At 33.2% G+C, this 22,374-nt stretch carries 24 protein-coding genes; 6 read left to right on the top strand and 18 right to left on the bottom strand.

Features of this window, described 5'->3' with window-relative positions:
* Positions 1 to 43: 43 nt before the first annotated feature.
* A complete protein-coding gene (locus tag ACODH8_RS12200; RefSeq protein WP_332467125.1) occupies positions 44 to 562 on the bottom strand; it encodes a QueT transporter family protein in 519 nt (172 codons plus the stop codon).
* A gap of 166 nt (positions 563 to 728) precedes the next feature.
* On the opposite strand from ACODH8_RS12200, the gene ACODH8_RS12195 reads away from it, so the two are divergent.
* Positions 729 to 1,190, top strand: a complete 462-nt coding sequence (locus ACODH8_RS12195; RefSeq protein WP_332467126.1) for a GNAT family N-acetyltransferase — start codon at positions 729 to 731, stop codon at positions 1,188 to 1,190.
* A gap of 44 nt (positions 1,191 to 1,234) precedes the next feature.
* On the opposite strand, the gene ACODH8_RS12190 is transcribed toward ACODH8_RS12195, so the two are convergent.
* The gene (locus ACODH8_RS12190; protein WP_332467143.1) at positions 1,235 to 1,789 is read right to left on the bottom strand and encodes an NAD(P)H-dependent oxidoreductase; all 555 of its coding nucleotides are present in this window, start codon (positions 1,787 to 1,789) and stop codon (positions 1,235 to 1,237) included.
* Positions 1,790 to 1,947: 158 nt separating this feature from the next.
* On the opposite strand from ACODH8_RS12190, the gene ACODH8_RS12185 reads away from it, so the two are divergent.
* Complete coding sequence (locus ACODH8_RS12185; protein WP_332467127.1) at positions 1,948 to 2,901, top strand: diacylglycerol/lipid kinase family protein; 954 nt, start codon at positions 1,948 to 1,950, stop codon at positions 2,899 to 2,901.
* 28 nt (positions 2,902 to 2,929) lie between these two features.
* On the opposite strand, the gene ACODH8_RS12180 is transcribed toward ACODH8_RS12185, so the two are convergent.
* The 4 genes from ACODH8_RS12180 to ACODH8_RS12165 form a co-directional block, all read right to left on the bottom strand.
* Entirely contained in the window at positions 2,930 to 5,428 is a 2,499-nt protein-coding gene (locus tag ACODH8_RS12180; protein WP_332467128.1) for an ATP-dependent RecD-like DNA helicase, read from the bottom strand.
* Between the two features lie 23 nt (positions 5,429 to 5,451).
* Positions 5,452 to 6,075, bottom strand: a complete 624-nt coding sequence (locus ACODH8_RS12175; protein ID WP_332467129.1) for a histidine phosphatase family protein — start codon at positions 6,073 to 6,075, stop codon at positions 5,452 to 5,454.
* 13 nt (positions 6,076 to 6,088) lie between these two features.
* A complete protein-coding gene (trmL, locus tag ACODH8_RS12170; RefSeq protein ID WP_332467130.1) occupies positions 6,089 to 6,592 on the bottom strand; it encodes a tRNA (uridine(34)/cytosine(34)/5-carboxymethylaminomethyluridine(34)-2'-O)-methyltransferase TrmL in 504 nt (167 codons plus the stop codon).
* 219 nt (positions 6,593 to 6,811) lie between these two features.
* The gene (locus tag ACODH8_RS12165; RefSeq protein WP_332467131.1) at positions 6,812 to 7,741 is read right to left on the bottom strand and encodes a methyltransferase domain-containing protein; all 930 of its coding nucleotides are present in this window, start codon (positions 7,739 to 7,741) and stop codon (positions 6,812 to 6,814) included.
* A 62-nt stretch (positions 7,742 to 7,803) separates the two neighbouring features.
* Here ACODH8_RS12165 and ACODH8_RS12160 point away from each other — a divergent pair, with 62 nt between their 5' ends.
* Positions 7,804 to 8,445, top strand: coding sequence for a copper homeostasis protein CutC (locus tag ACODH8_RS12160; RefSeq protein ID WP_332467144.1), 642 nt, complete (start codon positions 7,804 to 7,806; stop codon positions 8,443 to 8,445).
* A 53-nt stretch (positions 8,446 to 8,498) separates the two neighbouring features.
* Here ACODH8_RS12160 and ACODH8_RS12155 read toward each other — a convergent pair whose 3' ends face one another.
* The 10 genes from ACODH8_RS12155 to ACODH8_RS12110 form a co-directional block, all read right to left on the bottom strand.
* Positions 8,499 to 8,615: a putative metal homeostasis protein gene (locus ACODH8_RS12155; protein ID WP_332467132.1), complete on the bottom strand. Its 117-nt coding sequence runs from the start codon at positions 8,613 to 8,615 to the stop codon at positions 8,499 to 8,501.
* A 21-nt stretch (positions 8,616 to 8,636) separates the two neighbouring features.
* Positions 8,637 to 8,906: a 30S ribosomal protein S14 gene (gene rpsN, locus ACODH8_RS12150; protein ID WP_332467133.1), complete on the bottom strand. Its 270-nt coding sequence runs from the start codon at positions 8,904 to 8,906 to the stop codon at positions 8,637 to 8,639.
* Positions 8,907 to 8,941: 35 nt separating this feature from the next.
* Positions 8,942 to 10,477, bottom strand: coding sequence for a zinc ABC transporter substrate-binding protein AdcA (locus ACODH8_RS12145; RefSeq protein ID WP_420517751.1), 1,536 nt, complete (start codon positions 10,475 to 10,477; stop codon positions 8,942 to 8,944).
* Between the two features lie 155 nt (positions 10,478 to 10,632).
* Positions 10,633 to 11,403, bottom strand: coding sequence for an ABC transporter permease (locus ACODH8_RS12140; RefSeq protein WP_332467135.1), 771 nt, complete (start codon positions 11,401 to 11,403; stop codon positions 10,633 to 10,635).
* Complete coding sequence (locus ACODH8_RS12135; protein ID WP_332467136.1) at positions 11,396 to 12,331, bottom strand: ABC transporter ATP-binding protein; 936 nt, start codon at positions 12,329 to 12,331, stop codon at positions 11,396 to 11,398. The genes ACODH8_RS12140 and ACODH8_RS12135 overlap by 8 nt, the downstream gene beginning before the upstream one ends.
* A gap of 1 nt (position 12,332) precedes the next feature.
* The gene (locus ACODH8_RS12130) at positions 12,333 to 12,623 is read right to left on the bottom strand and encodes a metalloregulator ArsR/SmtB family transcription factor (RefSeq protein WP_332467137.1); all 291 of its coding nucleotides are present in this window, start codon (positions 12,621 to 12,623) and stop codon (positions 12,333 to 12,335) included.
* Between the two features lie 131 nt (positions 12,624 to 12,754).
* Positions 12,755 to 14,122 carry a magnesium transporter gene (gene mgtE, locus ACODH8_RS12125; RefSeq protein ID WP_332467138.1) on the bottom strand — a complete coding sequence of 456 codons (1,368 nt, stop codon included), beginning with the start codon at positions 14,120 to 14,122 and terminating at the stop codon, positions 12,755 to 12,757.
* 13 nt (positions 14,123 to 14,135) lie between these two features.
* Positions 14,136 to 15,023, bottom strand: coding sequence for an RluA family pseudouridine synthase (locus tag ACODH8_RS12120; protein WP_332467139.1), 888 nt, complete (start codon positions 15,021 to 15,023; stop codon positions 14,136 to 14,138).
* Positions 15,024 to 15,026: 3 nt separating this feature from the next.
* Positions 15,027 to 15,836, bottom strand: a complete 810-nt coding sequence (locus ACODH8_RS12115) for an NAD kinase (protein WP_332467140.1) — start codon at positions 15,834 to 15,836, stop codon at positions 15,027 to 15,029.
* The gene (locus tag ACODH8_RS12110; protein ID WP_420505066.1) at positions 15,836 to 16,504 is read right to left on the bottom strand and encodes a GTP pyrophosphokinase; all 669 of its coding nucleotides are present in this window, start codon (positions 16,502 to 16,504) and stop codon (positions 15,836 to 15,838) included. The genes ACODH8_RS12115 and ACODH8_RS12110 overlap by 1 nt, the downstream gene beginning before the upstream one ends.
* A 154-nt stretch (positions 16,505 to 16,658) precedes the next feature.
* On the opposite strand from ACODH8_RS12110, the gene ACODH8_RS12105 reads away from it, so the two are divergent.
* Both ACODH8_RS12105 and ACODH8_RS12100 read left to right on the top strand, forming a co-directional pair.
* Entirely contained in the window at positions 16,659 to 17,255 is a 597-nt protein-coding gene (locus tag ACODH8_RS12105; RefSeq protein ID WP_332467141.1) for a CYTH domain-containing protein, read from the top strand.
* A gap of 92 nt (positions 17,256 to 17,347) precedes the next feature.
* Entirely contained in the window at positions 17,348 to 17,959 is a 612-nt protein-coding gene (locus ACODH8_RS12100; protein WP_332467142.1) for a DsbA family protein, read from the top strand.
* A gap of 52 nt (positions 17,960 to 18,011) precedes the next feature.
* On the opposite strand, the gene pepF is transcribed toward ACODH8_RS12100, so the two are convergent.
* Positions 18,012 to 19,823, bottom strand: a complete 1,812-nt coding sequence (gene pepF, locus ACODH8_RS12095; protein ID WP_332525886.1) for an oligoendopeptidase F — start codon at positions 19,821 to 19,823, stop codon at positions 18,012 to 18,014.
* Positions 19,824 to 19,848: 25 nt separating this feature from the next.
* The gene (locus ACODH8_RS12090; RefSeq protein WP_332525887.1) at positions 19,849 to 20,988 is read right to left on the bottom strand and encodes a competence protein CoiA; all 1,140 of its coding nucleotides are present in this window, start codon (positions 20,986 to 20,988) and stop codon (positions 19,849 to 19,851) included.
* A 106-nt stretch (positions 20,989 to 21,094) separates the two neighbouring features.
* On the opposite strand from ACODH8_RS12090, the gene queG reads away from it, so the two are divergent.
* Entirely contained in the window at positions 21,095 to 22,243 is a 1,149-nt protein-coding gene (queG, locus tag ACODH8_RS12085) for a tRNA epoxyqueuosine(34) reductase QueG (protein WP_332525888.1), read from the top strand.
* Positions 22,244 to 22,374 lie beyond the last annotated feature (131 nt).

Genomic DNA, 22,374 nt, shown 5'->3' with positions numbered 1-22,374 from the left:
AAAGAGGATTTCCTAATTTTAGGAAGTCCTCTTTTATTGATTTTTATAATTGATCAAATTTAACAAATTTATTAACGTAATAAATCATTGGGGCTGAAATGCTCATAATGACTAATTCACTTAAAAATAATGAGCCGTACGTTCCCCAAAAGAAAACTGAACCAATTGGCTGTTTACTTAATAAGCAAATCATTATCGCAATTAAAATCATGCTCAATGAGAAAACTAGTGTATTAAGTGCCATGCGCCATTTAACGTCTTTAATCCATCTTTCTGAAGCTGCGGTAATTAATAGTGCTAGTAAAGTCTGACCTCCACCAAATAGCACATCTAATAGACCTCCTGTTGAGAAAAATAAATTAAACATAACGACTCCACCAAAAACTCCCCACAACAGTTTTTTATTAAAAACAACTAAATGATTTAAACTTTCAGAAACTCTAAATTGAATAGGTCCTTGAGCGACTGGCGCAACAATAACTGTTAATCCAATATATAAAGCTGCTAGTAAGCCATTAAAAACAATTGTTTGAGTATTTGTTTGAGCTACTCTTTTTTCCATTTTCTTATCTCCTTCCTAGTTTTTTTATCGCAGGATGGTATCAATGAACTGCGGTTGCTTGAAAAGCAACGTTATTAGCTTACTCCCTTCCGAGTCAGATGTCAAAAGAATTGATAATTTTTTTATTTCTCTTTATACTAAAATCACTACTAAACGAGGTGATTAAATGACACTTATATTCAATCCTGTAACGCAGCTAACTTCTGAACATTTTGACCTGTTATTAGAAGCTGATCCTTCAAAGGAATTAGTTGAAAATTATTTTAATCGAAGTATGACCTTTGAAGTTTTAAAAGATTTTGATTTAGTTGGCATTATCGTTTTAATTGAAACACGTCCTGACTCTATTGAAATTGTTAATATCTCAGTTCATGAAAACCATCAAAATAAAGGATACGGACAAGAAACATTACGTTTTGCGATCCAATATGCCAAAGAAAATGGATTTATTGTCTTAGATATCGGTACTGGCTCAACCAGTTTTTCACAACTTTATCTCTATCAAAAAATGGGATTTCGTATTGTCGGAATTGATAAAGATTTTTTTGTTCATCATTACAATGAAGAAATCATCGAAAACGGATTAGTCTTAAAGGACATGGTTCGTTTACAATTACTTTTAAACTAACTAAAACGAGGTTAACCTAAAAAGGCTAACCTCGTTTTTATTTATTATTTTGTTAATTGATTAAACCAAGCAACATACGAATCCACAATTAATTGTAAGAATTTAACTGTATCTTCTTTAATTGTTCCGTCTTCATTAATTAAGTTCATCACTGAACCAATATAAGCTTCTGGTTGAGCCATAGCATGAACATTTAAGAATGTTAATACTTGTCTTAAATGGTGATTAGCTCCAAACCCACTAACAGCTCCTGGTGACACACTTACAATAGCACCTGGTTTATTATTCCAAGCATTAGCTCCGTACGGTCTAGAAGCAATATCTAAAGCATTTTTTAAAACTGGTGGAACAGATCGATTGTACTCAGGTGTAACAAATACAACACCATCTAAAGCTTTTACCTCTTCACGAAAAGCAGACCATGAAGCGGGTGTTTCATTATTATCATCTAAATCTTGATTATACATCTCTAAACTTCCTATTTCAGGAAAAACAATCTCGAAATCACTTGGAAATAACTCTGCTAATTTATCAGCAACTACTTTACTAAATGACTCTTTTCTTAAACTTCCCATAATAAAACCAATGCGTTTTGTCAAATCAATCATATCCTTTCTTTTCATACACTACTTACTTAAACATAGCACATTAATCAACATTATTCAATTAATTACCCTTTAAAGAACTAATAATTCCTATAAGACTTTTCTGTCATTTTTTGATATATTACTAGTATTGGTTTAAAAGGAGATAAAAAATGAAAAACCTAACCTTACATATAATTGTTAACCCTCAAGCTGGCTCTGGTAATGCTAAAAAAACTTTAGGGATTGCACAACAATTTTTAGATACACATCACATAAAGTATAAAATCTATGTAACAGATTATCCTGGGCATGAAAATAAAATTACACAAAAGCTCATGCATTCCGTTTTAGTTCCCTGGGTAGAAGGTACACCTCTATCTGCTCTCCTACTTGTCATCGGTGGAGATGGAACTCTGCATGAAGTAACAAATACCTTACATGAACAAATAGATATTCCGATAGCTTATTTACCTGCGGGTTCTGGAAATGATTTTGCTCGTGGTTTATCTTTAACAAGAAAAACTGAATTAGACTTGAAACGGCTGCTAGCAGTCAAAGAACCTACAGAAATCCAATTAATTGCCACAACATTTGAAAACCAAGGGACACCTCAACTAGTACTAAATAATATTGGAATTGGATTAGATGCTCATATTGTTTCAACTGCCAATCAATCAAAAACTAAAGAATGGTTAAATAAAATTCATTTAGGATCTTTAGCTTATTTATTTTCTGTTTTTAGTGTTTTAAGCAAACAAAAAGCTTTCCCTGTATCCTTTGAAACGCCTGAGGGGAATAAATATTTTGAAAATGCTTATCTCTGTTCTATTACAAATCATCCTTATTTCGGTGGGGGAATTGCTATTGATCCTACTGCAAGTATTCAAAAAAATGAAATGAGCGTGGTTTTACTAGAAAAAGTTAATCTATTCCTTATTTTTTATTTAGTTGGACGTTTACTTTCAAAAAAACACCTTTCATCTAAATATATTCACCATTTTACTACTCAAGAATTAACTGTCACTTCCCAGTCTTCTGAGTATTGTCAGACAGACGGTGAGATAGTTGATAAGTCTGCTCAGAAAATTAAATGTCGTATGACTTCACGCCTATTTTGGGTATAAAAAAAGATGACTGTTTAGTCATCTTTTTTTATAAGAAATCATATGGCGTTGTTTTCCCCATACCTATCATTGGGTCAATACTCATATTAATAACAAGCTGCGGTGACAACTCATAATTGGTAAGTTCTTCCTGTACCTCGTCATCAAATAAAGTAATAACTTCTTCTTTTTTCTCTATCTCACTTGGCTGAGTTGTTAGCTCTTCTTTCACTAACTCTGTTTTTTCTTCTTCGTAGAGAACCATACTTTCTTCTTGGCGTTTTAAAGTAAATTCATCTTCTACTAAACGAATTTTCAAGGTCGTTTGACGAGGAATCATTTCACTTTCAATAGCCAATCGAAAAGCTTCTTTCTCACCCATCAAAATTAATAAATCCCGACTTCTTGTAACAGCTGTATAAATTAATTTTCGCTGGAGCATACGTCCATATTGTTTAACAAGAGGAAGAATAACCATTTGAAATTCACTACCTTGAGACTTATGAATCGAACAGGCATAAGCCAAAGTAAACTTATTCCATTCTTGTCTTTTATAAGTCACTTCTGTTTCATCAAATAATAACGTCATCTCATCAATTTTATCATCTGTGTCTTTTGCAAAAGTAATACCAACAATTTCTCCCATGTCCCCGTTGAAAACATTAAACTCTGGGCTATTAACTAAATGAAGGACTTTATCCCCAATACGATACACTTTATCGAGCCATTTAACTTCTTTTCTAGTGCCATCATCATTACCATTTAAAATGCCCTGCATCATTTGATTCAATTGATCTATCCCAGCTTTACCACGGTACATTGGGGCTAAGACTTGGACATTTTGAGAAGAAAAACCTTTGTCTTTAGCTCTTAAAACAACCTGTTCGACAACTGATTCAATTTGGTTCACTGAACAGGCAATAAATGAGCGATCCTTTTGATTAACTGTTAAATCATCAGGTAACTTACCGTTTTTAATGCTATGAGCTAAAGAAATAATAGTTGAACCATCTTCTTGACGATAAATATCAGTTAACTCTCTCTTAGGAATTTCTTCAACACCTAACAAATCAGTTAACACTTGACCTGGACCTACTGAAGGCAGCTGATCTTTATCTCCAACAAATATAACTTGCATATTATTAGGTATTGATTTTAATAAGGTATTGGCTAACCACGTATCAACCATGGACATCTCATCCACAATTAACAAACCACCTTCTAATTCTTTAGCTTCTTCTAAGACTTCCTTTTCTCTACCAGTTAATCCTAACAGCCTATGAATCGTACTAGCTGGTAATCCTGTCATCTCATTCATTCGCTTAGCTGCTCTTCCAGTTGGAGCGGCTAAAAGAATTGGAAAGACGTCTTGTGTATAGTCTTCTAAGTTTAAAGATAAACCGTTAAGTTCGGCAAAAAGAGTTACTATTCCATTAACAACCGTTGTTTTCCCTGTCCCTGGCCCACCTGTTAAAATAAAGAATGGAGACGTAACAGCTTCTTTAATCGCTTGCGTTTGTGATTCGCCATAAGAAATATTGAATAGCTTTTCAATTTCCTTTATCCCTTGATTAATTTCTTTTTCAGGATATTTAATTTCTTTTTTACGTTTTAATAAACGCTTAATCGAAGTTGTAATCCCTACCTCAGAAAAATAAAGAGATTTTTCATATAACTTCGTCCCTTCTTGAATAATAACCCCTTCTTCAGAAAGACGAATAACTTCATCCGCCACTGCTGAAGGCGGAATTTCAACTGGACGACTGGATTCAAGAGTCGTTAAAGAAACCTCTAAAAGCTGTCTTGCTTCCATATAAGTATTCCCTGTGTTCAAACAACTTTGAAAAAGTTCATGAACAAGAGCTGCTCTAATTCTTTGAGATGAGTCTGCACTAATACCAATTTTTTCTGCTAAAGCATCTGCCTTTTTAAAACCAACACCTTCAATATCTTCAACTAATCGGTATGGGTTTTCGTTAATAATACTTAAGGTTTCTTCTTTATAAAACTGATAAATACTAAAAGCAAGTTGATTACCAAATCCGTATTGATTTAGTCCAACAATAATTTGCTCCATCCCGTAGTTTTCTTTAATGGTTTCAACAAGAGTAGCTATTTTTTTATCGTTTAACCCTTTAATTCCTAGTAAGCAATCTGGATTTTCAATTATTTTATCAATAGCATCTGAACCTAATTCAGTCACAATATTTTCTGCTATTTTTTTACCTATCCCTGGAAATTTATCACTTGATAAATATTGAATCATTCCCGTTTGAGAAGTTGGTTTATCTTGTTGATAACTATCAACTTTTAACTGCTCTCCGTATCTTGGATGATTAACAATATCGCCAAAAAAGCGGTAAATCTCATCTTCTTGAATTTGCCCAAAGGTCCCAGTAACAACTATTTCCTGAGCCATGTACGGCGTGTTAGTATCTTTAACATTAACAAGTAATACTTTATAAAAATTAGTGGCATTTTCGTAAAAGGTAGTCACTACTTGGCCAACTATATAGTTTTTTTCATTTTCTGCTACTTCATCAAACATCAGCGACTTCTCCTTCTACTCTCTTATTTATCTAAAAAACTCACATCATCCCACAATTCTAAAGTAAACACGCCATCTGTATAATCAATAACACTTAAACTATTATTAGCTAGTCCACCATCTTTTCTAATATCCTTTAACGGTGTACCTACTAACGTTTGAATAATTCCACCTAAGGTCATTCCATGGCTAACAAATAATAGAGGCCCTTCTGTTGCTTCTGCTATTTTTTCTCGAACAAAAGGAAGACTTCTTTCAAGCATCTCTTCAAAGGTTTCTCCATTAAAGGGACTAGGATCATACTCACTAGGTGAATCTCTCATAGCTCTCATTTGAGTTGGGTATAACTGTTTCCCTAAGTCGATTTTTTGACCTTCTAAATCACCCAATCCTAATTCTCTTAAGTCGTCACTAAAAACAATTTCTGGTTTTACTTTTAATTCATTTCTAATTCCTTCAGCTGTTTTACGTGTACGAGAAAGAGGGCTACTATAGATTTTTTCAAAAGAAATATCTTTCAAATGCATTCCTAACTGCTCAATCTCAATATAACTTTCTTTCAGTAAAGGAGAATCTCCTTCCATTCCTTGAAAACGTCTATCTTGGTTCCACTCAGTCTTTCCATGCCTTGTAAAATATAACTTCATCTAAAAATCCTCCTTAGGATAACTTATCGTTGTCATAAATATGTGTTTTTTCTAAATTGGGAAAGTCTTGCTGTCTTAAAGCCTCATAAATAATCATAGCTGCTGTATTAGATAAATTCAATGAACGAACATGCTCATCATTCATGGGAATACGAATACACCCTTCCTCATGACTTCTCATAAATTCTTCTGGTAAGCCAGTTGTTTCTTTACCGAAAATAAAATAATGATCTTCCCCGTCATTATAATCAACATCACTATATGTTTTTCTAGCAAATTTACTTACTAAATGAAGATTTTCTCCTTTAATAGATTCTAAAAAACTATCTAAGTTAGGATGATAGGTAATATTAACATCATGCCAGTAATCTAAACCAGCTCTTTTTAAATGCTTATCGTCTACTGAAAAGCCTAAAGGTTCAATCAAATGTAATGGTGTGTTAGTTGCTGCACACGTTCTAGCAATGTTCCCTGTGTTCGCAGGTATTTGTGGTTCAAAAAGGACAATATGGTTCATATTAGTTAACTTCTTTCTCTATAATTTATCATTTAAGGTGTATTTTTCACATAAAAAAAAACGTATCGCCTCGGTGTCAGTTCACTGCGAGTCGTTACGTTGATGGGAGTCATCCCTCAACAACTTTTATCAGAACAGGAATCTGATAAAAACCTTTGAAAATGACTTTACAACAGTATAGCACCCTTTCAGGTATTATACAACTATCAAATATGAAAATTACTGTTTTTTTCCAACCAATATTTTCACATCAATAGTCAACTCTTTAAACGGATTTTCTTTTGCATATTTTTTGGCTGTATCGCTTGCGCCCCATAATATCGGCGACATTTTTAAGGTATCTTCGTAATCTTTGTGAAAAATAGGAACTTGATAAGTTACTCTCTCTTCTTGAATCAGAGATACATCTTTTTTGAATTTTTCATAAACATTTTCATTAGAGTACTCTTGTTTTTCAGGATTATCATGATAAAAAAGTTCTCTCATTTCTTTTAAATAATGACTCTCAGGAATCACTTTAATCATGATGGCTCCAGGTTTTAAAACACGTAGCATTTCTTCATAGTGACTAGGTGAAAAAATATTAAGTAAACAATCAATACTTTCATCTTGAAAAGGCATTGCTGTAACATCTCCAATAAAAAAGAAGCCTTGTTCTGAGAAATCACTAGCTAACTGTACCCCGTCTTTTGATAAATCAAATCCTGAAAATATTTTTTGAGATGTTGTTTGCTCTTTTAATCTTTGAACAAAACTTCCTTCACCACACCCCATATCAACAACAACTGTTTCTTTGGGTAACTCATTAAGTAATAATACTATTTTTTCTTCTAATTGTTTATAAATCCCTTGTTGAATCATTTTCCTGCGACTTAGTAGCATCTCTTTATCATAATCACTTGATAAATGATGATTAGGAAAATGAATAGTTCCTTTTTTAGATAGGTCGTATTGATGCCTATTTTGACAGATAATTGAATTACCACTTACTTCTATAAATTGGCTTTGGCATTTAGGACATTGAAATAAATGTAATTGCTCTTGTAAAAATTCTCGGCTATAATCGATTTTCTTTTTTAACATCTCTTTAATTGCGCCTTTCGTTAAATAAATTAGTATCCCCATTCTAACACAAAAAACTCTTTTCATGCTTGTTCTCTATGTTATACTATGGTCAAATGATGAATTATAAAATGGAGGATTTTCCCGTGATTATTAAAGAATTTTGTGCAGAAAACTTTACTAACATTCCAAATGCTATTGCTTCTGGAGCTAGCAGAATTGAATTGTGTGATAACTTAACTGTTGGTGGTACCACAGTTAGTAAAGGTGTCATGAGTGAGACTATTGCTTACTGTAATGAAAAGAACGTCAGTGTTTTCCCTATTATTCGCCCTAGAGGTGGTAACTTCATCTATACGGACACTGAACTTAAAATTATGGAAGCTGATATTTACGAAGCTAAACAATTAGGTGCTGATGGCATTGTATTAGGCTGTTTAAATGAAAGTAATTGGATTGATGAGGAAGCTATGGAAATTCTTCTAGGTGCTGCTGAGGGGATGCAAGTAACTTTCCATATGGCTTTTGACCAAATGAGCCGTGATGATCAATTTGAAGCAATTGACTGGCTTGCTGCTCATTCTGTTAACCGTATTTTAACTCATGGTGGCGTTAGTGGAACGCCTATCGAACAAAATCTAGAGTACTTAAATGACTTAATTTCGTACGCTAACAACCGTATCACTATCTTACCTGGTGGTGGTATTACCCACGAAAACAGAGATGCTGTTTTATCATTCTTACAAGTAAAAGAAATTCACGGTACTCGCATTGTTGACTTTTTTAATTAAAAATAAAACGAGGTAAGCTTATAGCCTACCTCGTTTTTTTGTTTAATAAATGTTTAACTTGCTTTTTGCTTTTTCTTCTCGGCTTTGATTACTTTCAAAGCTCTTTTTCTCGTTTTAATATTAGGACTTCTTAATCTTCTGTACGCACTAGATAGATCATTTTTCTCCATTTATATCACTCCCTATGCTTTTTACCAACTAGCTTTCTTGACCCCTGGAATAAGTCCTTGATGTGCTAATTCTCTAAAATGAATACGTGACATACCGAATTTTCTCATGTAAGCCCTTGGTCGACCATCAATCCCATCTCTTAATTTCATTCGATTAGGGTTAGACTCTTTTGGTAATTTTCTTAAGCCTTCATAATCATGAACTTCTTTTAATCGATTTCTTTCGTCTGCATATTTTAGAACTAGTTGTTTTTGTTTTTCATATTTGGCAATCTTTGACTTTTTAGCCATCAGTATTTCCTTCTTTCTTCTTAATAAGCTCCTTGTTAATGAGCCAACATTTCTTGAGCAATCTCTTGACCTGTTAATTCTTCACTATAATAAGTTGGCCAATTATCTAATTGCTCATACAAACTTTCTTGACTGTCGTTTCCAAAATACAAGTGAAAATGTTCTGCTTTTGTATCTGAAATATTATGGTCACTAAATTGAATATATTTAAAAGCGCCACTTTCAGGATTTTTAGCTTCAAAACAATAGCGAACGCCGCGATTGCCTTTCTCATAAGTTAATACTTTATAACCACGAGATTCATAAGCTGATGAAAAGGATTTGCCACTTGAATCTGTATAAGTAATATAGTTATCAACGATACTTATTTTTTCGATATCTGTTTTATATCCCGCTGTATAATAAGTTTTGTATTCTTTCGCCGATTGATCTTTATTCATTTTAGCTTTGTAATCAAACACTTGATCCATAGTGCCATCTAACACAAAAAGATACACAGATTGCCAGTTGCCTGACCAATTTGACAAGGCTCTTTCTCCAATCTCATTATCTTCAAAATAACCACTATGAACTGTTTTTTCTTTTTTTACTGGAGCTGCATCCATTTTACTATTTGAATTCGTTGTCTTTATCAATGCCTCTAAGTTGTCTTTCATCACACTTACATAGTCTTTACCTTCTTTTATCTCTTTATTGGATAAACTTTCTAAAGGATTTAAAACAAGTAGTTCAACATTTGCTTCCTTAGCCAATGTTTTGGCGATAGCATCATTAGCATTTGATTCAAAATAAATGTATTGAATGTCATTAGTCTTAACGTATTTTTTAAGCTCTGCTAACCGAGCTGGAGAGGGTTCTTCATCAGGTGATAAGCCAGCAATCGGCACTTGATTCAAACCATATTCAGTAGCTAAGTAACCAAAAGCTGCATGTTGTGTGACAAAATTAGGTTGTTTCACTGATTTAAAATTTTCTTTGTATTGTTGATCCAATTCTTTTAACTCTTTTAAGTAATTTTCCGTATTTTGAGATAATTCTTTTTCCTTATCTGGATAAGTCGCAATGAGTTGTTGACTTATCTCTTCAACTTCCTTAATAGCCAAGCTTGGTGCTAACCAAACATGAGGATCTAATTCATGATGGTGATGATCATGTTCCTCCTCATGAGTATCCTTATCATGATGATGTTCTTCTTCTCCACCAGGCAGGAGCATCATGTTTTCAGTCGCTTTAATAACCTTCACATTACCTTCTTTCAAGGTAGTTTCAATAGATGGTACCCAAGTTTCCATATTTTCGTTGTTATAAACAAAAACATCAGCGTCTTGAATTTTCTTTAAATCTTTTGCTGATGGTTCATAATCATGTACTTCAACACCAGCAGATACTAATAACTCAACCTCTCCTAAATCGCCTACAATATGTTTAGTAAAGTCATACATAGGGTAAAAACTAGTCATAACAGAAAGTTTGTCCGAACTTTCTTGAGATTGACTTTGTTTATTGGTGCAAGCTCCTAAAAGACTAAATAACAACAGAGCTGAAGTTCCTAATAACAATTTTTTCCTCATAAAATCTCCTCCGATTTCTTTAAATCGTAACGATTACGTTTTACAAGATTGAATATTAGCAAAGTTTTTTGGCTCTGTCAAATACTTTTTAGAATAATAATTAAATTTGGGTATAAAAAAAGAAGCATCTAACAGATACTTCTTTTTAAGAATAATTAACTTCTTAAACCTCTACCTTTATTAATTAAATACCAACAAACAGAATAAAGGACAATAATAAAACCAATAATAATAACAAATGACACTACAATTGATACATCCTCTACTCCTAAGAAACCATATCTAAATCCTGAAATCATATAGACGATTGGATTGACTTTTGATACAGCTTGCCAAAATGGTGGCAACATTGAAATGGCATAAAACACACCACCTAAATAGGTTAAAGGTTGCAATACAAAGGTTGGGACAATAGATACATCATCATAAGATTGGGCAAAAATCCCATTAATTAATCCTGCTAAAGAAAATAATATTGCTGTGAGTAATAAAGTTAAAATAACAATTGGCCATGACACAACTTGTAATGGAACAAAAAATAAGGAAACGATTGTCACAAGACTTCCCACCAAAAAGCTACGACCAAGCCCTCCAATGACAAATCCCCAAATAATAATATGAGTCGGCACAGGAGCGACTAATAACTCTTCAATGTTCTTTTGAAATTTTTGAGAAAAGAAAGATGAAGAAACATTAGCATAAGAACTTGTAATCGCAGACATCATAATAAGACCAGGTACGATAAATTCCATATAAGAGAATCCACCCATATCCCCAATTCTTCCACCAATCATTTTCCCAAAAATAACAAAGTATAATGACGTTGTAATAACTGGTGGGACTAAAGTTTGTACCCAAATTCTTAGATAGCGGTTGGTTTCTTTGACTGCTAAACTTTTTAATGCTGTTAAATAGAGTTTATTCATGATTCTTGTTCTCCTCATGCTTTTCTTCTGTAATCGTTAAAAAGAGTTCTTCTAAACGATTGGCTTTATTTCTCATAGATAATACCTTAACGCCCTGAGCTGATAATTGTTCGAAAATATTATTTAAACCTTGTTCTTTAAGGACTTCAACTTCTAAAGTTGCCTCATCTATTACTGTATATGGGTATTCTTTTAAAGAAATAGTTTGCTTTCCTGCTTCAATATCAAATACAAAAGTTTCTGATTGAAGTTTTGATAATAAACTCTTCATACTCGTATTTTCAATTAATTCTCCAGATTGAATGATACCGATATTTCGACAAAGCATCTCAGCTTCCTCTAAATAGTGAGTCGTTAAAATAATCGTTGTACCAGATTCATTTAACTCTCTTAAAAAAGCCCACATATCACGGCGAAGTTCAATATCAACACCTGCTGTTGGTTCATCTAAAATGAGTAACTTAGGCTCATGCATCAGTGCTCTTGCAATCATTAATCGGCGTTTCATACCACCTGATAACATTCTTGCTCGCTCATTTCTTTTTTCCCATAAGTTAGATTGTTTTAAATACTTTTCACTTCTTTTTAAGGCTTCTTTTCTAGATACTCCGTAATACCCCGCTTGATTCACAACAATTTGTTGGACAGTTTCAAATGGATTAAAGTTAAATTCTTGTGGTACCAATCCAATTTGTTGTTTCGCTTTTACTAACTCAGTATCTAAATCGTAACCAAATACTTTTACTTCCCCTGATGTTTTATTAACAAGTGATGTAATAATTCCTATCGTTGTTGATTTCCCAGCTCCGTTAGGTCCTAATAAAGCATAAAAATCACCAGATTCTACCTCTAGATTAATTCCTTTTAACGCTTCAACACCTGTTGCATATTTTTTTCTTAAATCCTTTATTTCAAGTGCGTATGTCATACTAACTCTCCCTATTATTTAATGGCTGAAACAATTGAGTCATTTCATCTAAAAAGATTGTAACTTCATCATTTTTCAACTCATAATGATGCCATTGCCCTTTTTTTTCAACAACAACTAGCTCAGCTTTGGCTAGTATTTTCATGTGATGAGATAAGGTTGGTTGGGTAAAACTAAAGTGTTCTAACAACTCACAGGCACATAAGCTACCTTCTCTTAATAATTCAATGATTTTTAGACGATTAGGATCAGCTACAGCCTTCAACCTTAGTATTAATTTGTCCTTTTCCATTTTTCATCTCCTTAGTACATAGATAAATTTCTATATACAGATTATGCTACTTATAAAAACTTGTCAAGAAAAGATAAATGTCATAAAAAAAAGAACAACTAAATAGTCGTCCTTTTCAAATCTCACTGACATTACGTTCCAATAAAGAATCCCATAAATAAGCGAGCAATATTAAAATAAATAAGTACACTTGTCAAATCACTTAACGTTGTGATAAACGGACCACTGGCAACAGCTGGGTCAAAGCCTATTTTTTCCATCAAAATCGGAATAAAGCTTCCGGCTAAATTAGCAACTGTAATCGCACATAACATAGCTATCCCTATAACAAAACCTAATATAAAATTATCTTTCCAAAAACCAACGACAATAAAAATAACAAATCCTGTTACACAGCCAGTTATTAAACCTGTTAACACTTCATTGATTATTAATTTAAAAAAGCTCATATCTTTTTCATCGGAAATAGCTAGTTTTCTAACAGCTACGGCTAAAGATTGTGTCCCAGCATTTCCTGCTGTCCCTGTAATAAGAGAGATAAAAACAGCTAAAATACTAGCTTCATTAATCAACACTTCATAATGACTGATTAAAGTGGCTGTCGACATTCCTAAAAAGAGCAGGGTAATAAGCCATGGTAACCTTTTGATTGAAGCTTTTAAAGGTGTTTCAGCTACTGCCTCAACGTCGACTCCGGCAAGTCCTGAATAATCACTGGCTGCTTCGTCATCGATAACATCAATAATATCATCAACTGTAATAATCCCTAACAATTCTTTTCTAGAATTAACAACAGGAACTGCTAAGAAATCATAGTCTCTTATTGTTTTAGCAACATCTTCTTGATCCTCTGTTACATCTATTGAAATAACACGCTCTTCCATCATCTCTGATATTAAAGTATCGGCATCATTAACAATTAAATCTCTTAAAGAAATAACACCAACTAAATGATTTCTACTATCCACCACATAAACATAATAGATAACTTCTGCTTGAGGTGCTTTTTGTCTTAATAAATTTAAAGCCGAACGAATCGTTTGATTAGCCACAATTGAGATATAATCAGTGGTCATAATCGCACCAGCTGTTTTATCTTCGTATCCTAAAAGTCCTTTAATTCGATTAACATTTTCAGAAGTCATTAAGCTTAAATACTTCAAAGCCTCTTCTTTATCTAACTCATTTAAAATATCCGCTGCATTATCGGCATACATTTCACTTAACATATCAGCTACATAACGTGGAGCCATTTCAGCCAGATAATCTTTCATATCTTCATGATCTTCTTCAATCACATCGAACATATCTGCTGTTTCTTTTGGTGATAAATAAGTATATAAACGAAGTCGCTCTTTTTCATCTAAGGTAAAATAAAACTGTCCTTGCTCGTAAAGATGCCACTCTAAAAAAATCTCTCTAAAGGTTGCCAGCTTATCTTCATGAAGAACTTTCCTAAGTTGATTAAACTGCTCTTCCATTTCGATGTTTTCGTTCATGAAAATCCCCCTTTTATTTAGCCATGACCTCTTTCATATCTTCAGGTATATCTTGCCTAAAAACTAAAGGCTCATGAGTAAAGGGGTGCATTAATTCTAATTCGGAACAATGAAGTGCTTGTCGGTCAATCCCTTGCTCCATATCGCCTCCGTAAAGACTATCCCCTAATAATGGACAACCTACACCAGAAAAATGAACACGGATTTGATGTGTTCTTCCAGTATGTAGTTGAATTCTAACTTGAGCCACATCTTTAGATTTTTTGACTACCCAGTAATCAGTCTTAGCCTCTTGACCATCTTCTGTTACTTGTCTCTTGATTAGTGAAGACATATCTCTACCAATCTTCAAATTTATCTGCCCCTTTTCAGATAAACTCTCAACATCCCCACTAACTAATGCTGTATAAAACTTTTTTAATTGACCATTTTGTAATTGCTTATCTAACATAGCATGAGCAAATCCGTGCTTAGCAAATAACATTAACCCTGTTGTATCTCGATCTAATCTTGTTACTACATGAACCACACGATCAACGTATTGCTGCTCATTATAATAATGTTTCACTCGGTGCGCCATTGTTCCAACTGGATGGTACTGAGCTGGAATTGACGCAACATCTTTTGGTTTATTCACAATCAATAAATGCTCATCTTCAAACACGATATCTAATGGCGCATCATAGGGTTTTAAGGTTTCATGTTCGCCCTCATCTGGAATAATAATTTTCACCTTATCACCTGGTTGTACTAAGAAAAGAGCATTTTGAACCTCTTCATTGACAAGTAAAGTTCCACCGTGAAATTTTATTTTTGCTAATAGCTTTTTTGAAACCCCTTTTCCCTTTAAAAAGGTTTTTAATTTTACTGATTCATCTTCAACTTGCCAAAAAAATTCCATTCTTTAATCCATTCCCCTTAGTTCACCAATAAACGCATCATTAACTCGACGCCAAAAGTGTGTATGTCGATATGACGCAAATTTAATCCGTTGTTTTGCTAATTTTATCTTAACTGAAACCAAATCTTCTTCTGTCATCACTAAATGATCTATATAGAGTTGATAGCTTTCTCCGCGGTCGAGTAATAATGTAATCCACTCATCACTAGCAATAATCATAGGTGAACCTAATGAGCGGTAAACACGATTATTAATAGAGGCCACTTCATTTAACTGCATAGCATTTACTCTTGGATGAATAACTGCCCCACCTAAACTTTTACTATACGCTGTCGAACCTGTTGGCGTTGAGACTGATAAGCCATCTCCTCTAAACTTTTCAAATAATTCCTCTTTGATATAAACTTCTGAAACCATGGTTCGATTTAAATTTTTAATGGTTGCTTCATTTAGAGCTAAAAAACGTTTCTTTTTTTCAGGATTTTGATAGGTTAATTCTACTTCTAATAATGGATACGACACGCTTTCAGAAGTTTCCTCTTTTAAACTTTTGACTAGATAATCTAACTCGTAATCTCGCCAATCTGTATAAAAACCTAAGTGTCCCGTATGAACACCAATGAACCTAACATTTTCTAGTTCTTCAGAGTAAGAATGAAAGGCATTTAAAAGCGTTCCGTCTCCTCCTACTGTAATTACTACTTCAGGCTTTTCTAAACTCAACTCAAAAGAAGCCGCAACTAATTTTTCTCGCAGTTCAGTTGCAACTTTTTTGGATTTTGGTGCTTGATTAGCAATAACAGCAATTTTCATTAGGTCTCGTCTCCTTCATCTAAGGGTTTATTACCTTGAATTTTTTTAGGTCGTCGATAAGAAAACAAATGTTGAGCTTCTTGAATTTCATCTCTTATCTTAGACATTTCTTCATCTAATAAAAAGGCAGCTTCAGCTGTTTTTTCTAAACGTGTGTTAATTTCTTCAGGAAATTCTCCTTGGTATTTATAATTTAGTGAGTGTTCTATGGTTGCCCAAAAATTCATCGCTAAAGTTCTAATTTGAATTTCAACTAATATTTTTTTCTCACCTGAAATCAGTTGAACTGGATATTCAATAACTACATGATAAGAGCGGTAGCCACTTGATTTTTTATTTTCAATATAATCTCTTTCATGGATTACTTTAAAATCGTTTCTTTTTCTAAGAAGTTCTACCACTTCGTAAATGTCTTCTACAAACTGACACATAATTCTAATGCCTGCAATATCTTGTAGGTCTGTATCAATTCTTGAATACTCAATATGTCTCATCTTGGCTTTTAGCATGATGCTGTCTTGTGTTTTTACACGTCCAGTTACAAATTCAATTGGCGTATGTAAATTATTTTCTTTGTATTGTTGTCTGATACTTTTTAGTTTAACCTTCAGTTCAGACACAGCCTGTTCATATGGTGCCAAAAACAATTTCCATTCGTTTTCTATCATTTCACTTCCACACCCTTATCCTTAAACATACATCGACTATTTTATCATAAAATCATCTAAAACGTTAGTCACTCGTAAGCTTAAGTTACTACCTATAAGGCTTAAAATTGAGTTTCCTTCAAAAAGGTTGTACACTGTGAGTTGAGGTGAGACTATGGCTCAAGAAACAGAAATCGAATTTAAAAATTTATTAACCCAAGAAGAATACCAACAACTACTTAATACGTTCAACTTAACCCACAAAGACATCAAAGAGCAAACTAATCATTACTTTGATACACCAAACGGCTTATTAAAACAAAAAAAACGAGGTCTACGAATTCGAGTACTATCATCTAAAATCGAATTCACCTTAAAAACACCTGGCAAAGACGACTATACCTATTTAGAAATAACTGATTATTTAGAGACATATAATAAGAATTTAAGTTTAACAGAGCAGTCATTTCATCCAACTAGTGATGTATTAACTTTTTTAGAAAAAGAAAACTTTCCTATTAATGAATTAAATCAAATCGGTTCTTTAACTACTTATCGCTCAGAAATCAAATTAAATACTGATGTATTATTAGTCTTAGACGAAAGTCATTATGGTGGTATAAAAGATTTCGAGTTAGAGATGGAAGTCACTGATACTCAATCAGGACACGAGTTTTTTACTCATTTCCTTAAAGAACATCAGATTCCACTTAGACCAGCTAAGAAAAAGATTGCTCGAATGTTTGAGCAATCATTAAAATCACAGGCGTAATTTCTTTCACAAGCTTATTCCTTTCGCTTTTATATTTTCTTTGATAGATTATAGCTAGTTAGTAAATATTTAAAAAGTTAGGAGGCGTTAGAATGATTGAAATATACCTTTTTATTAATCCAATAGATGAGTCTAGTCTTTTTATTGAAAAAAAGTTTCTTAATTTAATTAATCAAGAAAAAGTCAAAGTGGATTTTAGAATGATTCCTCTGTTAAATCCTAGAGTTCTTCAAAATTTTATGATTGCAAAAGAACTACCTGTCCATGATTTAGCATTAAGAAACCATTTATTTCAAGCTACATATTCAGCGGCTCTCGATTATAAAACGGTACAACTTCAAGGTAAACGTTTAGGACATGAGTTTTTAATTGAGCTACAAAAGCAAGTCGGCTCAAACAAAAAACAATATTCAGCTCATTTAGTTGAATCCATTTTAGAAGCCCTACACGTTGACATGGAGTTATTTCAGTCTGATCGCCGTTCAGAACTAGTCGTTGATTTTTTTAAACTAGATCAACAAGTCGCTCATGAGATGGGCATTGAAGATTATTCAAACGCTGTTATTTTTAATTATAATTGCGACCGTGATTTTGGTGTTTTAATTGACGCTAATACGCCTGTCGATTTAATTATTGATTTATTTAAAACAGATTGCATTGAAAATACACTGACACAACATTCTGATCGACTGCACTTATACTAAAATCGAATAATAAAAAAAGACTAATCTTTAAAAGGTTAGTCTTTTTTGCTATTTAAAATGTTTCCACTAAAGCTTCTAATTCATTTAGACGTTCTTCAAATACTTTCATTGCGTCTTCAATGTAAGCCGCTTGTGTCATATCAACACCAGCTTTTTTCATCACTTCAATTGGGTAATCGCTACTACCTGCTTTTAAGAATCCTAAATAGTTTTCTAAAGCATTTTCCTCACCCTTAAGAATTTTATCTGCTAAAGCTGCAGCTGCAGAGAATCCTGTTGAGTATTGGAATACATAGTAGTTATAGTAGAAGTGAGGGATACGACTCCACTCGTAAGCAATTTCCGGGTCTTTTTCTACTGAAGGACCATAATATTTAGCATTTAATCCAGCATAGTAGTCACTTAAGAATTCACTTGTTAAAGGAGTTCCTTTGGCATCTTCTGTATGAATGAAATGCTCAAATTCAGCAAATTGTGTTTGTCTAAAGATTGTTCCTTTGAAACCATCTAAATAATGGTTTAATACAAAAGCACGTACTTTAGGATCTGTTTCTGTTTTTAATAAATACTCAGTTAATAAGTTTTCATTTGTCGTTGAAGCAATTTCTGCTAAGAAAATTGAATAGTCCCCATAAACGTAAGGTTGATTTTTACGTGTGTAGTAACTATGAACACTATGTCCCATCTCGTGAACTAATGTGTATAAATGATTTAAGCTATCATGCCAGTTTAATAAAATATAAGGTTTTGTATCATAGCTTCCTGAAGAGTAAGCGCCACTACGTTTACCTTTATTTTCAACAACATCAATCCAGCGATCCGCATAAGCTTCTTTAACGATTTCAATATACTCTTCCCCTAATGGCGCTAACCCTTTAAGAGAAATTTCTTTTGCTTCTTCGTAAGAATGTTTAATTGGTGCATCACCTAAAACTGGTGTATACATATCATACATATGTAATGTATCTACATTAAGTAATTTTTTACGTAATGCTACGTAACGATGTAATAATGGTAAGTTTTTATCAACAACATCTAGTAATGTATCATAAACAGATTCAGGAATATGATTGGCACTTAAAGCTGCATCACGAGCTGAAGAAAAGTTTCTTACTTTAGCATTGAAGTTATGTTTTTTAACGTTGGCTGTTAAAGTACTTGCAAAAGTATTTCTAAATTGCTCATAAACACTATACATTCCTTTAAATGCTGCTTCTCTAACTTCACGATTCGTACTTTCCATTAATTGCCCATATAAACCATGTGATAATTCAACATCATTTCCTGCTTCATCTTTAACAATTGGGAATTTTAAATCCGCATTGTTTAAAACTGAGAAAGTATCACTTGAAGAAGATAGAACCTCACTTGCATTAGCTAATAATTCTTCTTCTTTAGCAGATAAAACATGTTTTCTTTCATCTGTCATTTGTTTAACAAAATAACGATACACTTCTAATTCTTTATTTTCAGCAAAATAGCCATCAATTTCTTCATCTGTTAGAGTTAGTACTTCTGGTTGGAACCAAGCTAAAGCTGCTCCAGATTGAGCTGCTAAACTACTTGCTCTTGCGTATAAGCCTTGATATGTTGTATTACTTGTATCTTGGTCATTTTTTAAATGTGAATACACATAAATTTTTTCAACTTCGCGGTACACACTTAATAAATACTCGATTGCTTTTAAAAAGCTTTCTGATCCATTTTTTAGTGTTCCTTGGAATGTTGGTGCTTCTTCTAATTTTTTACTTAGTGCTTCAAAAGCCACATCAAAAGCTGCATCACTTTCAAAAATTGGGGTTAAATCCCATGTTTCTTCTACTTTTAAATCTGAACGATTTGGTAATTGTTTTGTTTCACTCATTATTTCGTAACTCCCCTCTCATAATTTACTTACTTATCATAACATATTTTAAGGGTAACCACAGAAATTCCTTCTTGTTTTTTAAGGAATTGTTCAGCTTTTCTTTATAAGAATAACACTCATTTTCCACTTCTATTATATGTTCTCCTTTTAAAAAGCATAAATAAATGGACAAACAATAGCGTAATAATGTCTCTCTTTCGACTAAAGTAAAGGACTCAAATTCATATTCTTTCTTAACATAGGACAGTATCTCTTCTAATGTACCTGCCTTGAATAATAAAAAATACTGATAGACTAAGAAACGAAAAAGATACTCTTCTTCCATCATTAATGGCGATAAAAAACTAGGATAAAAATAAAGTTGATTGAGTTGCCCTAAGTTCTCCCCTTGACTATAAAAAAAGGACTGTAACTCCATCACTCCAGGTTGTTTTTTAACTAATTGTTGATTCCATTTTTCTTGTTGCTTATCGTAATTGGCTTGAGTATCAGTTTCAATCATTTCTTTTTTCTTCATTGTTTTTGGACAAGATAAAATATCTACAATAGAATGTTTATTTAACGAAAAAGATTCTCTTTTAAATTGCCATTTTAAAGGAGTTTTTGACAAAAAATAAGTTAGTTCAATACATTCATTTTTGCCACTTAACCCCCATAGATAAAAACCTATTTCTGGAGAGAAAGAAATAAATTGTTTTTGTAATTCTGAAAGCGAACCAGAAAAAGATAAGTTATTCCCTAAAAGCCAAATCACTTGATAGCCATTTTGAAGATAAGAGCTGGTTCGTTCTTTTAAGCGTTTGATGCTAAGCGTGCTACATTGAAACTCCACTGCAATATTCCCCTCAACCAAAATATCTGGCCTTTGTTGAATGGATGGTAAATATGCTTCTAGTTCATAAGTTAATCCAAATTTGTCACAATTTTTCGCTAATACTTCTTTACCTAATAAATGCTCTTCTGATTCATTCTCTGAAAAAGAATCACAGCTTTGACACTGCTTATGAGAAAAATGAGGGCGCATAACTAATCCATTTTTGATAATCACTTCACTCCCACACCCTGGGCAATACCAACTTATTTTTCGCTGATTTTCAATTTCTAATCGACTCAACTTAGTTAAATCAATTTTTCCTCCTATTTCATTTTCTGCTACTAACACTATCTCCCCTCCTTCTTTACTTAAAATATTCGTTAGAAGTTAAAAGTTACTTGAAAATTATGGCCATGTCCTTGATACTTATAACTAGATAAGGAGGGATTTTTTCATGTACGATACCTTAAAACAAGAAATTATTAGTGTCAGTAAAGAAATCGGCATTGATAAAATCGGTTTTACATCCGCTGAACCTTTTGACCATTTAAAAGAAAGTTTATTAGAACAAAAAGAAAACAAACATACTACTGGATTTGAACATCAAAACATTGATGAGAGACTTTATCCTGAACTCATTTTTGACCAACCAAAGTCAATTATTTCAATTGCTTTAGCCTATCCATCACGAATGAACACGAGGCCTGAAAAAATTCGTGGTGAAAAACGAGGAAAATTCGCTCGGGCTTCTTGGGGCACTGACTATCACAATATCTTAAAAGACCGTATGGAAAAATTAATCGAAAAAATTAAAGAGTTAGGAGATAATAATCCTGAACTAACCTTTAAACCCATGGTAGATACTGGAGAATTGATTGATGTTGTTGTTGCTCAACGAGCTGGTCTTGGTTTTATTGGTAAAAATGGGTTACTCATTACAGAAGAATTTGGTTCCTATGTTTACTTAGGAGAAATTATTACCAATATTCCTTTTGAAGCAGATACACCGATTGAAAACCAGTGCGGCTCTTGTACCAAGTGTATTGATCAATGCCCAACCTCAGCTTTACTTGGTGACGGCCGAATGAATGGCCAACTTTGTTTATCCTATCAGACTCAAACTAAAGGTATGATGCCTGAAGAGTTTCGTCCGAAAATAAGAACCATTATTTACGGCTGCGATATTTGTCAGGAAGTTTGTCCATTTAACAAAGGCAAAAACTCTCACTTTCATGAAGAGATGGAGCCTGATCCAGAAGTTGTCCAACCTCTTTTAAAACCTTTATTAACCATCTCCAATAAAGAATTTAAAGAAAAGTTTGGTTATTTAGCTGGTTCTTGGCGCGGCAAAAAGCCTATTCAACGAAACGCTATCATTGCTCTTGCTAATGCTCGAGATAAAACAGCTGTTCCAAACATTTTACGTTGCTTAGATGAAGATCCTAGACCTGTTATTCGAGGTACTGCTGCATGGGCCTTGGGAATCTTAGGTAAAGGTAACGATGAAGTTTTACTTTTCTTAGAAGAACATCTTGAAAAAGAAACAGATGAAGAAGCCTTATTAGAACTTAACAAGGCTATTACAGCATTAAAAAAAGATTGAGACTATGTAGTGAACCCTAAAAGTTAGACTTTTTTGGAGTAGAGAAATCTACTCCTTTTTTATTGTCTTAAACTGCCATCTTAAGACGGAAATCAACAGGACACAGTCCACCTAATTTCATTTTTATCCGC

Origin of the sequence: Vagococcus fluvialis (assembly GCF_048815235.1) — a bacterium.
Classification (GTDB): domain Bacteria; phylum Bacillota; class Bacilli; order Lactobacillales; family Vagococcaceae; genus Vagococcus.
This window is presented reverse-complemented; position numbering and strand designations above follow the sequence as displayed.